Origin of the sequence: Streptomyces sp. NPDC048483, from assembly GCF_040651455.1 — a bacterium.
Lineage (GTDB): Bacteria > Actinomycetota > Actinomycetes > Streptomycetales > Streptomycetaceae > Streptomyces.
The window spans coordinates 46,705-60,772 of sequence record NZ_JBEZJZ010000017.1 but is presented as its reverse complement, the minus strand read 5'-3'; the positions used below and the strand labels follow the sequence as shown (position 1 = coordinate 60,772).

Here is a 14,068-nt window from a genome sequence, read left to right as displayed (position 1 = left end):
TTCCCCTTCTGCAGTGAACTGTCAATGCGTGTTCAGGGATTCCGTCGGCCGGCGCCCGGCAGGCACCGGCCGGCGACTGCGAACTAGTGCGTATCGATGGTGATCATCTCTCCCGTACGACGACGAAGTCCGCGAGCGCGACCAGCTGCGCGCGGATCTTTTCCGGCATGTCGACCTCGTCCAGCGCGGCGATGGCGGTGGCGTGCTGGCGGCGGGCCTCCTGGGAGGTCCACTCGCGGCCGCCGGCCTCCTCGATGAGGGCCGCCCGGGAGGCGAACTCCTCCTCGGTGAAGTCGGCGATCTCGGTCTCGGTCTTCTTGGCGTCGGCGGCCAGGATCCGGGCGAGCCGCTCGGAGGCCTCGCCGCCCGCGGCCAGCGCGGCGACAACCGGCAGCGACTTCTTGCGCTGGCGCAGATCGCTCCAGGTCTGCTTGCCGGTGGCCTCCGGGTCGCCCCAGATGCCGAGCAGGTCGTCGACCGCCTGGAAAGCGAGGCCGAGGTGGTAGCCGTACTTCTCCAGGACGTCGGCCGTGCGGTCGTCGGCGCCGCCGAGGACCGCCCCGATGGAGACCGCGCAGGCCAGCAGCGCGCCGGTCTTGTTGCCCTCCATCTCCAGGCACTCCTCGACGGTGACCCGCTCGCGGTGCTCGTAGGAGATGTCCTGGGCCTGACCGTCGATCAGCTTGCGGGTGGCAATGGTCAGCCGGCGGGTCGCCCGGCCGGCCTCGACGGTGCCCAGCTCCAGCAGTATTTCGTTGGCGAGGGCGAACAGCGCGTCGCCGACGAGGATCGCCTGTGCGGGGCCGTGCACCTTCCAGACCGTGTCGCGGTGGCGGCGCTGTTCGTCGCCGTCCATCAGGTCGTCGTGCAGCAGCGAGAAGTTGTGCACCAGCTCGACGGCGACCGCGCCGGGGATGCCGACCTCGGGGGCGACGCCCGCGGCCTCGGCCGACAGCAGGGCGAGGGCGGGCCGTACCGCCTTGCCGCTGTCGCCCGTCGAGGGGCGGCCTTCGGCGTCGATCCAGCCGAAGTGGTAGGCGGCAACGGTGTCCATGGGAGAAGCGAGCCGGTCCACGGCGGCACGCAGCACGGGAGTGGCGAGTGTCCGCCCGCGCTCCAGCAGCGCGGTGACGCTCTCGGTGTCGATAGCTGGGGAAGCCGGATGCACGGTTTCTCCTCTGTTTCCGATGCTCGTGCTCGTGCGAGCGCTCGTACTCGTAGTCATGCCGCCTCCTGAGGCAACTGGCCCTGGGGGAAGCCGAGTTCGTTGAGTGCCTCGCGAGCGGCGGCCGTGCCGCTGCGAACAGCGCTTTCCATGGTCGCGGGCCACCCGGTGGCGGTCCACGCACCGGCCACGTACAGGCCGGAAGCTTGGGTGCGGGCGGCGGGGCGGAGCCTGCCGACGCCCGGTGTGGGCGCGAACGTCGCGGTGCGCTCGCGGGTGACGAAGAAGTCGCGGACCCGGGCGCCCCGGGCGGCGGGCAGCAGCCGCTCCAGCTCGGGCAGATAGCGTGCCCGCAGCTTGGCGACCGGATCGTCGATCTCCTCCTGCGCGGCGGACTGCGAGACGGCCAGATACTGGCTGCCGGCCCCTTCGGGAAGGCCGGCGAGCCCCGAGGCGTCCGTGCGGTCGAAGACCCACTGCACCGGGGAGCCGAGCGCGGCGAAGAAGGGGCGGCGCAGCACCTTGCGGTCGTAGACGACATGGAGATTGAGGATCGGCGCCGTGCCGATGTCCAGCAGCCGGTCCCGGTCGGCCAGCGCGCCGTCGGGCAGCAGGCCGTGCGTCTCGCGCTGCGGTACGGCGAGGACGACGGTGTCCGCGGCGAGCCGCTCGCGGCCGTGCGGGCCGTTCGCCACCGCGACCTGCCAGCCGTCGTCCGTACGGGAGACGGCCTCGGCGCGGGTACGCAGCGCGATCCGGACGCCGGCCTTCTCCAGGGCCGTACGGGCGAGGGTGTCGTGGACGTCGCCGAGCGGCACCCGCGCCCAGCCGATGTCGCCGGCGCCGGGCGCGGAGAGCAGGCCGGTCTTGAAGACCTTGGCGGCCAGGCCCAGAGACGCGTCGCCGGCGGTGGCGTTGAGGGTGGCGATGCCGACCAGATCCCACAGCGCCTCGACGGCGCGGGAGGTCTGGCCGTTGCGGCGCAGCCAGCTACCGAAGTCCACGCCGTCCAGGGCGGGATCGGCCGGGTCCAGGCCCTTGAGGGCGAGGGTGGCGCGGACGACTCCGGCGCGCTCGGCGGGCGAGAGGTGCGGATAGACCGCCAGGCTCTTCGCCAGGTGCAGCGGTACGGGCAGGGCGGTGCGGCGCAGCCGGCCGAGCCGCATCCGGTCGGCGTCCAGGACGGGGACGTCCATGCGGTCCTGGAGAGGCGCCAGATGCGTGGCGCCGATGCGCTCCAGAAAAGCGCTGTACGCGGTGCAGCAGCGCAGGTAGACGTGCTGGCCGTTGTCGACCGTCAGCGCGCCGGCGGCGCTGTCGCGGCGGAAGGAGAAGACCAGTCCGCCGAGCCGGGGCCGGCCCTCGACGAGGGTGACCCGCAGGCCCGCGTCGGCCAGCGCGAGCGCCGCCGTGGTGCCCGCGAGACCGCCGCCGATGACCACGGCGGCCGCCCCCTCGGGACGGCCGGACGGCCTGGCTGCCGATGTCATGTGATCTCCCCCCGTACCGCTGAAAGGGACGCAGGTGTCCCGGGGAGGGTTGCCCGGCGGCTCATCCGCGCCTCCTGACGGATTCGCGGCGGCCGATCGCGCGCGCGTCGAGGCCGGACAGCCCGCGGACCGCGACAAATGCCTTCTCCCGGCCGGGCAGCGAGACCCGGCCGCGCAGCACCGCCTCGGGGTCGGCGGCGATCCGCGACAGCAGGCGGTGGTAGATGCCGGCCATCGCGGCCACACAGGCGCCGCTGCGCCGGTCGAGCATCGGCAGCAGCCGGAAGCCGTCGGCGAACAGCGCGCGGGCGCGCTTGACCTCGAAGTGCACCAGGCCGGCGAAGTCGGAGCCGGGCGGCGGGAACGGGCCGTGGAACCCGCCCGAGCAGCCGAACTTGGCGAGGTCGTCGGCGGGGAGATACGTCCGGCCGTTGTCCGCGTCCTCGCGAACGTCCCGGAGAATATTGGTCAGTTGGAGGGCGAGGCCGAGCGTATCGGCGTACTCGGAGGCGTGCTCGGCGTCCTGCGCGCCGGGCACCGTGCCGAACACCCCGAGCGAGAGCCGGCCGATGGCCCCGGCGACGCAGCGGCAGTAGACCTTCAGGTCGTCCCAGGTCTCGTAGGTCTCGCCGCGCACATCCGCCAGCACACCGTCGATCAGCTCGTCAAGCCCGTCGAGCGGGACGGGGAAGCGCCGGGCGGCGTCGGCGAGCGCGACGGCCACCGGGTCGGTGTCGTCCTCGTCGATCCGGCCGTCCTTGATACGGGCCAGCAGCGCCCGGGTGTCCTCCAGTCGCTGTTGTTTGGCGGCGGTCTCCAGGCTGCCGTCCCCGATGTCGTCGACCCGGCGCGAGAAGGCGTAGAGCGCCGACATGGCCTGCCGCTTGTCGGTCGGCAGGAGCCGGATGCCATAAGCGAAGTTGCGTGCCTGCTGCCCGGTGACGGCCTCGCAGTAGCGATATGCAGCGAGCACCGGCGCGGACGCGTGTGCGGTTGCCTCCACGGTCCGGCTCACCCCTCTCTTCGCAATGCCGCCCCCACCTCGCGCAGCAGGCTGAGCTTGGTCGGCTTGGGCGGTCCAGGGAGTACGTCGTGGTCGGCGGCCGCGACCGCCTGGAGTGCGGCGCGTCCGCCGGCAACGAAGCCGGCCAGCAGCAGCTTGAGTCTGCCGTGGACGCTACCCAGCAGCGGGATGCCTTCATCCAGCAGGTCACGGGCGCGTTCCGCCTCGTAGGCAATGAGTGCGCGCACCGATGCGCCCCCACTTCGAGCAGCGAGATCGGCTTCGGTGACACCGAAGCGTTTCAGGTCCTCGCCGGGGAGGTAGATGCGGTCACGGCCGAGGTCCTCGGCCACGTCCTGGAGGTGCTCGACGATCTGCAGGGCGGTACAGATCCGGTCGGAGTGACGGATGCGCTGCGGGCTCGCGGTGCCGGTGATGCCGAGGACGAGCCGGCCGACGGGGTTGGCGGACAGCTCGCAGTAGGCGAGCAGGTCGTCGTAGGTGCCGTAGCGGGAGACCACCTGGTCCTGGCGGTTGGCCTCGATCAGACCGAGGAAAGGCTCGGGGGTCAGCGCGCAGCGGCGGACGGTCGGGCCGAGGCGGCGCATCAGGGGGTGCCGGGGGCCGGGGGCGCGGTCGCTGAAGACGCGGTGCAGGTCCGCCTCGAGGGCGTCCAGCATTGCGGTGCGGTCCTCGGTCTGCGCGCGGTCCAGTCCGAGGAGTGCGGCATCACCGCCGCCGGGTGCGAGATCGCCGTCGCCGATGTCGTCGACGAGCCGGGCGAAGCCGTAGACGGCCATCAGGTCACTCCGCCAGGCACGGGGCAGGAAGAACGGCGCCACCGGGAAGTTCTCGTGTGCGGCCTTGTCGAGCACGGTGCGCGTCTGTGCGGCGGCCGGCCCGCCGGTGATTCTCGCCCGCCGATGGATGACGGTGCGCGTCGACGCCTCCCCTTCACTCACCGCGGGCTGCCCGGCGCATTTCGGAGCCGGAGCGAACCAGTACCCATTGCCGTCACGTCTCCCGTTCTACACCGCCAAGCCAAAGCATCCCATTTCGGACACGCCGCAGGTCACGGCGCGCCCCGAACGAGCCTTCCTTCGCCCGCTCAGGTGAGCATTGCCCGACTTATACCACTTGCGCTGTTCAGTACCCGTACAGCTTACGCCGTACATCTCGCCCGCGTACGAGGGGGTACCGAAGCCTCGGGCAGCGATCCGGACACCATCGGCAACGATCCAACTGTTCCCGCCCCCGGATGAGTTGACCATCCGTTAACGCTCACCGCAGCGCTCGAAGACCCCCGCGAGCCGGACTCGCGGAGGCCTTCGGGAACGGGCTGGGTCAAGGGGGCGGGGCTATTTGCCCGTCTCCTTCTCGTATGCCTTGATCACTTCGTCCGTCGGACCGTCCATCAGGAGCTCACCGCGCTCCAGCCACAGCACCCGGTCACAGGTGTCCCGGATCGACTTGTTGTTGTGGCTGACCAGGAAGACCGTGCCGGCCTCCTTGCGCAGCTCGCGGATGCGGGCCTCGGACCGCTTCTGGAACTTGCGGTCACCGGTGGCCAGCGCCTCGTCGATCATCAGGACGTCGTGGTCCTTGGCCGCCGCGATGGAGAACCGCAGCCGGGCCGCCATACCGGAGGAGTAGGTGCGCATCGGCAGCGAGATGAAGTCGCCCTTCTCGTTGATGCCGGAGAAGTCGACGATCTCCTGGTAGCGCTCCTTGATCTGCTCGCGGCTCATGCCCATGGCGAGCCCGCCGAGGATGACGTTGCGCTCACCGGTCAGGTCGTTCATCAGGGCCGCGTTGACGCCGAGCAGGGAGGGCTGGCCATTGGTGTAGACCTTGCCCTTCTCGGCGGGGAGCAGGCCCGCGATGGCGCGCAGCAGCGTGGACTTGCCGGAGCCGTTGGAGCCGATCAGACCGATCGCCTCGCCCCGGTACGCGGTGAAGGAGACGCCCTTGACCGCGTGCACCTTGCGTACGCCGCGCTCCTGGCCGCGCTTGACGATGCGGCTCAGGGCGGCGGTGGCGCTGCCCTTGCCCGTCTTCGCGCCGTTGACGCGGTAGACGATGTGCAGCTCGTCGGCGATGACGGTGGGGATGTGCCCCTCTTGGGGGTTGGTGTCGTCAGCCACGGCCGTAACGCTCCTCAGCCTTCCAGAAGTAGACGAAGCCGCCGACGGCGACGAGCACCGCCCAGCCGAGCGCGATCGCCCAGACGTGGTGCGGGAGGTTGTCGCGGTCGTAGCCGCCGATGAGCGCGAAGCGCATCAGATCCATGTAGACGGCGGCGGGATTCAGCTGCAGGACGTCGGCGACCCATGGGGGGCTCTCCGCAAGCATCGCCCGGATCGAGAACATCACGCCGGATGCGTACATCCACGTCCGCATGACGAACGGCATCAGCTGTGCGAGGTCGGGGGTCTTGCTGCCCAGCCTGGCCATGATCATTGCGAGGCCCGTGTTGAACAGGAACTGCAGGGCGAGCGCCGGGATGATCAGCAGCCAGGACAGGCGCGGATAGCTCCCGAAGCCGATCGCGACGACGAACAGCACAATCATCGAGAACAGCAGCTGCTGGAGCTGCTGCAGCGAGAACGAGATCGGCAGCGAGGCCCGCGGGAAGTGCAGCGCGCGCACCAGGCCGAGATTGCCCGAGATGGCGCGGACACCCGCCATCACCGAGCTCTGCGTGAAGGTGAAGACGAAGACGCCCGTGACCAGGAACGGGATGTAGATCTCCTTGGTCATACCCCGGTCGGCCTTCAGGATCATGCCGAAGATCAAGAAGTAGACGAGGGCGTTCAGCAGCGGCGTCGCCACCTGCCAGACCTGGCCCAGCTTCGCCTGGCTGTACTGAGCGGTCAGCTTGGCGCTGGCGAAGGCGGAGATGAAATGCCGCCGGTCCCACAGCTCCTGGACGTACTGCGGCAGGCTGGGGCGGGCCCCACTCTGCGAGAGCCCGTACTTCTGGGCCCGCTGGGCCGCAGTGAGCCCTTCGTCGGAAGCTGGCGGGGCACTCATGGCGACCGCACTGTCGTGCGTTGTCTCGCTCACAGTTGACACTTTCGTCCTCAATGTGCGCTGCCGGGGTCACGCCCCGCATCGCGCCTGATGCTCTTGGATACGAGCTTCTCAGATGACGGGAGGGCGGCCCAGTCGGGTCAGTCGCCAAACGGTAGCCCACTTCATGGGGCGCCTGTCACCGCACGGTGTCGTCCAGCCCTCCTTGAAGCCGGCCAGCCAGACCCGCAGCGCGGGCCAGGAGGGACGGCGGGCCAGGGTGAGCAGGAACCAGACACCGAGATAGACCGGAACCAGCACGGCAGGCAGGTTGCGGCGGGCCAGCCACACACGGTTACGGGCCACCATCCGGTGGTAGACCGCGTGCCTGCTGGGGGCCATGGTCGGGTGCAGCAGCAGCATGTCCGCGCGGTAGTCGATCAGCCACCCTGCGTTGAGTGCCCGCCAGGCCAGGTCCGTCTCCTCGTGCGCGTAGAAGAAGTCGTCGGGCAGCCCGCCGATCTCCTGGAAGACCTTCGTACGGACGGCATTGGCGCCGCCGAGGAAGGTGGTGACGCGCGAGGAGCGCATCGGGTCGGAGGCACGCAGCCGCGGCACGTGCCGGCGCTGGGTCTCGCCGGTGTCCGGGTCGGCGATCCGGAAGCTGATGATGCCGAGCTCGGGGTCCTCGGCGAACGCCTGCCGGCACAGCTCGGCGGTGTCCTCCCTGGCCAGCAGCCCGTCGTCATCGAGGAAGAGCAGGATGTCGACCTCGCTGCCGCCGGGCCCGAACGCCTCTATGCCGACGTTACGGCCCGCCGGGATGCCGAGGTTCTCCGGCAGCTCGACGGTCCGGACGCCCTCGGGGAGCTCGGGCAGCGGCGAACCGTTGCCGACGACGACGACCTCGACCCGCTCGCCGTCCTGCTTGGCGACCGAGTCCAGCAGCGCGCGCAGCTCGTCGGGGCGGTTGCCCATCGTGAGAACAACCGCACCGACGCGCATCTGGGACGCCCCCGTCACTTGAGCCTGCTGGAGGCGAGGATGGACACGAGGTGGAGCAGGGTCTGGACGAGCGCGATGCCGGCGAGCACGGCGACGCCCAGGCGGGAGAAGAACAGGTCGTCCCTGATCGTGTCCAGGACCGCCAGGCCCAGGATCAGCAGGGACGCCTCGACTCCGAGGACGAGCCGGTGGAACTTCAGCGCCGCGGCGGCCTTGCGGGCCAGCGCCATGCCGGACGAGCGCGGCTCGGACGCCGCTTCCTTGACCGGCGGCAGACCGCCCTGGTGACGTGCGACACCGACGAGGTCGGTCTCGGCCTTGATCAGGATGGCGCCGAGGGCGGCGAGGGTGCCGAGGAAGGCCCACAGCCAGTCGATCCGCCCGGAGCCCCACAGATCGGCGGCGCGCAAGCCGAAGCCGACCAGGACCGCGGCGTCGCACAGGTAGGCGCCGACCCGGTCCAGGTACACCCCGCCGAGCGAGAACTGCTTCTTCCAGCGGGCGACCTCGCCGTCGACACAGTCGAGCAGCAGGTAGAGCTGCACCATCAGCACGCCGAGCACGGCGCCCGCGATCCCCGGCACCAGCAGTGCCGGGGCGGCGAGGACGCCGAAGACGGTCATCAGGTAGGTCAGCTGGTTGGGCGTGACCCGGGTGTTCACCAGGTGCCGGTCGATGCGCAAGGAGATCTCGCGCATGTAGAGCCGGCCGGCCCAGTGCTCGCCGCTCCGCCGGTCCTTCACCCCCGGGGGGTGAACGACCGGGCGGAGCTCAGCTACCGATGGCTTCTGCATAGTCGGCGTAAGCGTCCCTGATCTGGTCGGTGGACAGGTCCAGGTGCTCCAGGATGGTGTAGCGCCCTGGGCGGGTCTTCGGCGCGTACTCGACGGCCGCGACGAATTCCTCGTCGGTGAAGCCGATCTCGCCGGGCGTGACCGGCAGGCCGTGCCGGCGCAGCACCTCGACCATCAGCCGGCACATCTCCTTGTCCCCGCGCAGATGCGTGGCGAAGGCGGCGGCGAGGCCGCACTGCTCGCCATGGCTCGCGGCGCGCTTGGGGTAGAGGATGTCGAGCGCGTGGTTGATCTCGTGGCAAGCGCCGGACGCCGGGCGGCTGTCGCCGGCCACCGACATCGAGATGCCGGTCAGGACGAGGCCCTCGGCGAGCACCTGGAGGAAGGCGTCGTCGCCGACGCCTCCGGGGTGCCGCAGCACGGCCTCGCCGGCCTGGCGCGCCATGGCGGCGGCCAGCCCGTCGATCGCCTCTCCGGTCTCGCGGTGGGAGAGCTCCCAGTCCGCGACCGCGGAGATGTTGGAGATCGCATCGCCGATGCCGGAGCGGACGAACCGGACCGGGGCCTCACGGATGATGTCGAGGTCGATCACCACGGCGATCGGGTTCGGCACACCGTACGAGCCACGGCCCGCGTCGTTGTCCAGGGTGGCGACCGGCGAGCACAGGCCGTCGTGCGACAGGTTCGTCGCGACGGCGACCAGCGGCAGGCCGATCCGCGCCGCGGCGAACTTGGCGCAGTCGATGATCTTGCCGCCGCCGAGGCCCACGACCGCGTCGTAGTGCCCCTTCTTCATGGCGTCGGCGAGCTTGATCGCCTCGTCCAGGGTGCCGCCGCCGACCTCGTACCACTCGGCGCCCGGCAGCGCGGGCGACAGCCGCTCGCGCAGCCGTGCACCCGAGCCGCCGCTGATCGCGATGGCGAGCTTGCCGGACGCGGAGATGCGCTGATCGGCCAGCAGGCCCGCCAGGTCGTCCAGGGCGCCGGCGTTGATGTCGACGACGACCGGGGACGGAATGAGGCGGGTCAGTACTGGCATGCGATCTCACGGCCCTTCGCGAGGTCCTCGTGGTTGTCGATCTCGACCCACTTGACGTCGCCGATCGGGGCCACGTCCACCTTGAAGCCGCGGTTGACGAGCTCCTGGTAGCCGTCCTCGTAGTAGAGGTCGGGGTCCCGCTCGAAGGTGGTCTTCAGCGCGTCGGCGAGCTCCTCGGCGGCCGAGCCCTCGATGAGGGTGACACCGATGTACTCGCCGGTGGCCTCGGCCGGGTCCATCAGCTTGGTGATGCGCTGGACGCCCTTCTCGGGGTCCACGATGACCTTCATCTCCTCGTCGGCCAGCTGCTTGACCGTGTCGAGGGCGAGGATGATCTTCTGGCCGTTGCCGCGGGCGGCAAGCAGGGTCCGCTCGACGGAGACCGGGTGCACGGTGTCACCGTTGGCGAGGATCACATCGTGCTTGATGGCGTCACGGCCGCACCACAGGGAGTAGGCGTTGTTCCACTCCTCGGCCTTGTCGTTGTCGATGAGGGTCAGCTTGAGGCCGTACTTCGCCTCCAGGGCCGCCTTGCGCTCGTAGACGGCTTCCTTCTTGTAGCCGACGATGATCGCGACCTCGGTCAGACCGATCTCGGCGAAGTTGCCGAGGGTCAGGTCGAGGATGGTGGTGTCACCATCGACCGGCACCAGAGCCTTGGGCAGGGTGTCGGTGTAGGGGCGCAGACGCCGTCCGGCGCCGGCGGCCAGCACGAGGCCGATCATGCGGGTTCTCCTTCATCGTGTACGGCGGGTGCTCCGGAAGAGACCCAGAAGCGGATGCTCTCGACGAGCACCAGCAGCGCCAGGACCACGGCAAGTGCCGTGAGCGCGATTGTGAAACCTGAGGGGGACAGCCCTGCGGCCAGGACGGTCACTGCGAGGACGCGTCCTTCGTGGCCGCCGGTTGCCCGGACCAGCCACCGCGGCGGGGCCCCGGTGCCACCGCGGATGCGGTAGACGGTGTCGTAGTGATGGTAGGCGACGGCCGCAACCAGCCCGAACGCCGCGGGCAGCGCTCCGGGGACGTCCGACCGGGCCGCCAGGACCAGGATCGTGGTGTATTCGCCGGCCCGGAAGAAGGGCGGCACCAGCCAGTCGAGGGCGCCCTTGAGTGGGCGGGACACGGCCGCGCCGGCCAGCAGCGCGGAGCAGACGGCGACGCCGACGGTGAGCCAGGAGGAGGGGTCGTCCTCGAAGATCACCCAGATCAGCAGCACCGCGGCCGAGAGAAACGCCATAGCCGGCGCGAGGTAGGAACCGGTCCGCCCGCGGCCACGGGCGCCGCCGGCGATCAGCTCGGCCAGCGGTCCGGAGTCGGCGAGGTCGGCCAGTGCCTGCGCGGCGCGGTCGGTGCGCCGGGCCCGCCGGGTCAGCGAGCGCAGCACCCGGCCCGCCGTGGTGTAGGAGGCGGCCAGGGCGCAGCCGATGAGCAGGGCGTAGAAGACGATGCGCGGGGTGGTCAGCGCCGTCAGTACGGCGATCATGGCCCATCGCTCGCCGATGGGCAGCACGATCATCCGGCGCACCCAGACCGTCCAGCCGACGCTGTCGAGCTTGTCGGAGAGCGCGGCGGTGGGGCTGGTGTTCGCGGCCGCGTCGTGGTTCGCCTCGTTGAAGGAGAAGTCGACGACATGGCGGCAGGTCTGCAGCACCATCGCGCCGAGCGCCAGCGCCCAGACGTCGTCCCCGCCGCGGGCCGCGCCCAGGGCGAGGCCCGCGTAGTACGCGTATTCCTTGGCCCGGTCGAAGGTGGCGTCCAGCCAGGCACCCATCGTCGAGTACTGGAGCGAGTAGCGGGCGAGCTGCCCGTCGGTGCAGTCCAGGACGAAGGAGAAGAGGAGCAGGAGCCCGGCGGCGATGAAGCCGCCGCGGCTTCCGGTGGCCGCGCAGCCCGCCGCGATCAGCGCGGTGAGCAGGGACGCGGTGGTGACCTGGTTGGGGGTGAGGCCGCGCCGCGCGCACCAGCGGGCGAGGTAGCGGGAGTAGGGGCTGATGCAGTACGTGGTGAAGAACCCGTCGCGGGACTTCACGGCGGTCCGCAGCCGTACGGCCTCGTCGTCCACCGCGGCAACGGCTTCCTTGGCGTCCTCGCGCTGCGCCGGAGTGAGCGCGACGGTGGCGACCAGGCTGCCCAGCTCGACGCGGTGCAGGCCGATGTCCTCACGGTCCAGGGACTCGGTGAGGGTGTCGGTCAGGACGTCGGTGAGGTGGGCGGTGCCGGCGCCGACCGGGATCTTGCCGGTCGCGCGGACCAGCGCGGCGCGCGCCTCGGGCTGCGCGGTGAGCGCTCCCGGCACGGCGGCGGCCGGGAACCGCGGGTCGGTCAGCGCCAGCCGCAGGGCGTGCGGATGTCCGACGAAGCGGGGGTCGACGACGGCGACCCGCTCCTGGGCGGGCGCGGCGGCGATCAGCTCGGCGGCGGCCGCGGCATCGTTCGCCGTACGGACGTCGAAGCCCAGCGTGCGCAGGTCGGCTTCGAGCGGCGACCCGGCGACCGGCGGACCGGTGAGGATGGCGGTCGACAGACGAACTCACTCCTTGGATGCTGACAAGGCAGCGCCGGTCGGTCCGCATTCGATACGAACTACCCGGGCAGCGGGCGTGGCACACCTGGCACCCCTGGGGGCCGGGTGGCACGTCGGCAGAGGCTATCGGATCGCCGGATGCGGCCGTTCACCGCGCATTCACCGCACGATCGAGTGACCGACGGCTGCGCCTGCCGCGATCATCATGGTGGATCGGATGCTCCATGAACAACTGCCGTCCTGACCAGGTGCTCGATCCGGTGCCGTTATGAGCGGGCTGGTCACGGGTGGTGCGAGTTGTGCCGGGGGCAGGTGTGGCGAGGACCATGCGCCCGGTGTGGCCCCGCTCACGGCCGACCGCCCCGATGGCCCGTGAGTGTCGCGCGCCCCCGGTTTTGCATTCGGACACAGTTTCGGCCCCCGACAAATCACCGCGGCACCGTGCACCACCTGGGCCCGCTCTGCGCCTGATGTGCATGCGGGTGGGGCAGACTTGGCGTCGAAGACCGACGACAAGGATGGGCATGCCGATCACACCTGCCAATGGACAGACTGCCGGGATCCCGGCGGCGAGCATCGCGGACGGCGCCGCCGAACCGATCTTGCTGGAGCTGGTCGACGAGGACGGCAAGACGATCGGCACCGCGGAGAAACTCGCCGCCCATCAGCCTCCTGGGCAGCTGCACCGGGCGTTTTCGGTCTTCCTTTTCGACGAGAAGGGCCGACTGCTGCTCCAGCGCCGGGCACTGTCGAAGTACCACTCCCCCGGTGTGTGGTCCAACACCTGCTGCGGGCACCCGTACCCCGGCGAGACACCGTTCGCGGCCGCGGCCCGGCGGACCGCCGAGGAGCTGGGGCTGGCGCCCACGCTGCTGGCCGAGGCCGGCACGGTGCGCTACAACCACCCCGATCCGGCCTCCGGCCTGGTGGAGCAGGAGTACAACCACCTGTTCGTCGGGCTGGTGCGGGCCGAGCCCGCGCCCGATCCCGACGAGATCGGCGAGATCGCGTTCGTGACGCCGCAGGAACTGGCCGAGCAGCATGCCCAGGTGCCGTTCTCCGCGTGGTTCATGACCGTGCTGGACGCGGCGCGCCCGGCCGTCCGCGAGCTCACCGGGCAGGCGGCGGGCTGGTAGCGAGCGGGATGAGCGGCAGCTCGGCCCAGATGGCCTTGCCGCCGTTCACGATGTGCTCGACATCGCATTTGCCGCCCGCCTCCGCGGTCAGCACCTTGACCAGCCACAGCCCGCGGCCGCCGACATCACCCTCGTCCGCCTCCAGTGCCTTGGGGCGGTAGGGGTGGTTGTCCTCGACCGCGACGCGCAGCCAGTTCGCCCCGATGGTGAGCTGTACGGCGATCTCGGGCGAGAGCAGGGCGGCGTGCTGAACGGCGTTGGTGACAAGTTCGGAGACGATCAGCAGCAGAGCGTCCACGATGTCGGCGGCGACCGGCACTCGCTGTTCGTCGAGCAGATCCCGTACCGCGTGGCGCGCCTGCGGCACCGACGACTCCAGCGCCGGGGCGGTGAACCGCCAGGCGCCTTCGTAGACGAGCGGGGAGGTCAGCTCCTCGGGGGGTTCTGCGGGGGGTCCGGAAGGCATCCTCACAGGAAGAGTGTTGAGAATGTGTTGGTCCGGACCGACCCCCTGAACACAAGTCAGCGCCTATCGACGCCTTTTGGCTGTTTTGGTGCGCCCCGATCGATCTGACGACCGCTCCTGTTCCCTTTATTCCGTCTTTACGGACTGCCGCGGAAGGCCACCGAACGGTCCACGCCATGACCGTCGGGGGTTACGGCTCGGTACGGGAGCCGGATCCGGCCACGTTCCCGTATCAGGGGCACGGGCGGGTCACCCTACGTCAGCAGGCCCGGTGCCTGAGCACCGGGCCTGCTGTCTTTATGAGTAGCGGGGACAGGATTTGAACCTGCGACCTCTGGGTTATGAGCCCAGCGAGCTACCGAGCTGCTCCACCCCGCGTCGGTGAACACCACAGTACGGGGTGACCGACGCAGGACCAAATCGATTGTTCG

The 14,068-nt window shown here is 70.4% G+C and carries 14 protein-coding genes and 1 tRNA gene; 2 read left to right on the top strand and 13 right to left on the bottom strand.

Annotated elements, in window-relative coordinates:
- Positions 1 to 103: 103 nt before the first annotated feature.
- The 11 genes from AB0D04_RS12085 to AB0D04_RS12035 all read right to left on the bottom strand — a co-directional run bounded on the left by AB0D04_RS12085 (position 104) and on the right by AB0D04_RS12035 (position 11,918).
- On the bottom strand, positions 104 to 1,168 hold the full coding sequence (locus AB0D04_RS12085) for a polyprenyl synthetase family protein (protein WP_362702077.1): 1,065 nt from the start codon (positions 1,166 to 1,168) through the stop codon (positions 104 to 106).
- Positions 1,169 to 1,221: 53 nt separating this feature from the next.
- Positions 1,222 to 2,655, bottom strand: coding sequence for a hydroxysqualene dehydroxylase HpnE (gene hpnE / locus AB0D04_RS12080; protein ID WP_362702075.1), 1,434 nt, complete (start codon positions 2,653 to 2,655; stop codon positions 1,222 to 1,224).
- A gap of 61 nt (positions 2,656 to 2,716) precedes the next feature.
- Positions 2,717 to 3,670 (bottom strand): presqualene diphosphate synthase HpnD, encoded by a 954-nt coding sequence (gene hpnD / locus AB0D04_RS12075; protein ID WP_362702074.1) that lies wholly within the window; start codon positions 3,668 to 3,670, stop codon positions 2,717 to 2,719.
- On the bottom strand, positions 3,667 to 4,533 hold the full coding sequence (hpnC, locus tag AB0D04_RS12070; protein ID WP_362702170.1) for a squalene synthase HpnC: 867 nt from the start codon (positions 4,531 to 4,533) through the stop codon (positions 3,667 to 3,669). Before hpnC ends, hpnD begins: the two co-directional genes overlap by 4 nt.
- Positions 4,534 to 5,016: 483 nt before the next feature.
- On the bottom strand, positions 5,017 to 5,802 hold the full coding sequence (locus AB0D04_RS12065; RefSeq protein ID WP_362702073.1) for an ABC transporter ATP-binding protein: 786 nt from the start codon (positions 5,800 to 5,802) through the stop codon (positions 5,017 to 5,019).
- Positions 5,795 to 6,724, bottom strand: coding sequence for an ABC transporter permease (locus tag AB0D04_RS12060; protein WP_362702071.1), 930 nt, complete (start codon positions 6,722 to 6,724; stop codon positions 5,795 to 5,797). The genes AB0D04_RS12065 and AB0D04_RS12060 overlap by 8 nt, the downstream gene beginning before the upstream one ends.
- 78 nt (positions 6,725 to 6,802) lie before the next feature.
- Complete coding sequence (locus AB0D04_RS12055) at positions 6,803 to 7,675, bottom strand: glycosyltransferase (protein WP_362702168.1); 873 nt, start codon at positions 7,673 to 7,675, stop codon at positions 6,803 to 6,805.
- 14 nt (positions 7,676 to 7,689) lie between these two features.
- A complete protein-coding gene (locus AB0D04_RS12050; RefSeq protein WP_362702069.1) occupies positions 7,690 to 8,469 on the bottom strand; it encodes a CDP-alcohol phosphatidyltransferase family protein in 780 nt (259 codons plus the stop codon).
- Positions 8,447 to 9,508, bottom strand: a complete 1,062-nt coding sequence (locus AB0D04_RS12045) for an iron-containing alcohol dehydrogenase family protein (protein WP_362702067.1) — start codon at positions 9,506 to 9,508, stop codon at positions 8,447 to 8,449. The genes AB0D04_RS12050 and AB0D04_RS12045 overlap by 23 nt, the downstream gene beginning before the upstream one ends.
- Entirely contained in the window at positions 9,496 to 10,233 is a 738-nt protein-coding gene (locus tag AB0D04_RS12040; protein WP_362702065.1) for a phosphocholine cytidylyltransferase family protein, read from the bottom strand. Before AB0D04_RS12040 ends, AB0D04_RS12045 begins: the two co-directional genes overlap by 13 nt.
- Entirely contained in the window at positions 10,230 to 11,918 is a 1,689-nt protein-coding gene (locus AB0D04_RS12035; protein ID WP_362702166.1) for a DUF5941 domain-containing protein, read from the bottom strand. The genes AB0D04_RS12040 and AB0D04_RS12035 overlap by 4 nt, the downstream gene beginning before the upstream one ends.
- Between AB0D04_RS12035 and AB0D04_RS12030 the strand changes: the two genes are divergently transcribed.
- Together AB0D04_RS12030 and idi are read left to right on the top strand one after the other, a co-directional pair.
- Positions 11,859 to 12,059 (top strand): hypothetical protein, encoded by a 201-nt coding sequence (locus tag AB0D04_RS12030; protein ID WP_362702064.1) that lies wholly within the window; start codon positions 11,859 to 11,861, stop codon positions 12,057 to 12,059. The two genes, AB0D04_RS12035 and AB0D04_RS12030, sit on opposite strands and share 60 nt — an antisense overlap.
- A 500-nt stretch (positions 12,060 to 12,559) precedes the next feature.
- A complete protein-coding gene (idi, locus tag AB0D04_RS12025; RefSeq protein WP_362702063.1) occupies positions 12,560 to 13,171 on the top strand; it encodes an isopentenyl-diphosphate Delta-isomerase in 612 nt (203 codons plus the stop codon).
- Here the strand turns inward: idi and AB0D04_RS12020 are convergent.
- Positions 13,146 to 13,637: an ATP-binding protein gene (locus tag AB0D04_RS12020; RefSeq protein ID WP_362702062.1), complete on the bottom strand. Its 492-nt coding sequence runs from the start codon at positions 13,635 to 13,637 to the stop codon at positions 13,146 to 13,148. The genes idi and AB0D04_RS12020 overlap by 26 nt on opposite strands.
- Before the next feature lie 304 nt (positions 13,638 to 13,941).
- Positions 13,942 to 14,015: transfer RNA gene (locus tag AB0D04_RS12015), tRNA-Met, on the bottom strand.
- Between the last annotated feature and the right edge of the window lie 53 nt (positions 14,016 to 14,068).

Excerpts from the sequence above, each read along its gene's own strand:
- AB0D04_RS12040 (WP_362702065.1), bottom strand. The coding sequence starts at position 10,233 with ATGATCGGCCTCGTGCTGGCCGCCGGCGCCGGACGGCGTCTGCGCCCC.
- idi (WP_362702063.1), top strand. The coding sequence starts at position 12,560 with ATGCCGATCACACCTGCCAATGGACAGACTGCCGGGATCCCGGCGGCG.
- AB0D04_RS12050 (WP_362702069.1), bottom strand. The coding sequence starts at position 8,469 with ATGCAGAAGCCATCGGTAGCTGAGCTCCGCCCGGTCGTTCACCCCCCG.
- AB0D04_RS12045 (WP_362702067.1), bottom strand. The coding sequence starts at position 9,508 with ATGCCAGTACTGACCCGCCTCATTCCGTCCCCGGTCGTCGTCGACATC.
- AB0D04_RS12030 (WP_362702064.1), top strand. The coding sequence starts at position 11,859 with ATGTCCGACGAAGCGGGGGTCGACGACGGCGACCCGCTCCTGGGCGGG.
- AB0D04_RS12020 (WP_362702062.1), bottom strand. The coding sequence starts at position 13,637 with ATGCCTTCCGGACCCCCCGCAGAACCCCCCGAGGAGCTGACCTCCCCG.
- hpnE (WP_362702075.1), bottom strand. The coding sequence starts at position 2,655 with ATGACATCGGCAGCCAGGCCGTCCGGCCGTCCCGAGGGGGCGGCCGCC.
- AB0D04_RS12055 (WP_362702168.1), bottom strand. The coding sequence starts at position 7,675 with ATGCGCGTCGGTGCGGTTGTTCTCACGATGGGCAACCGCCCCGACGAG.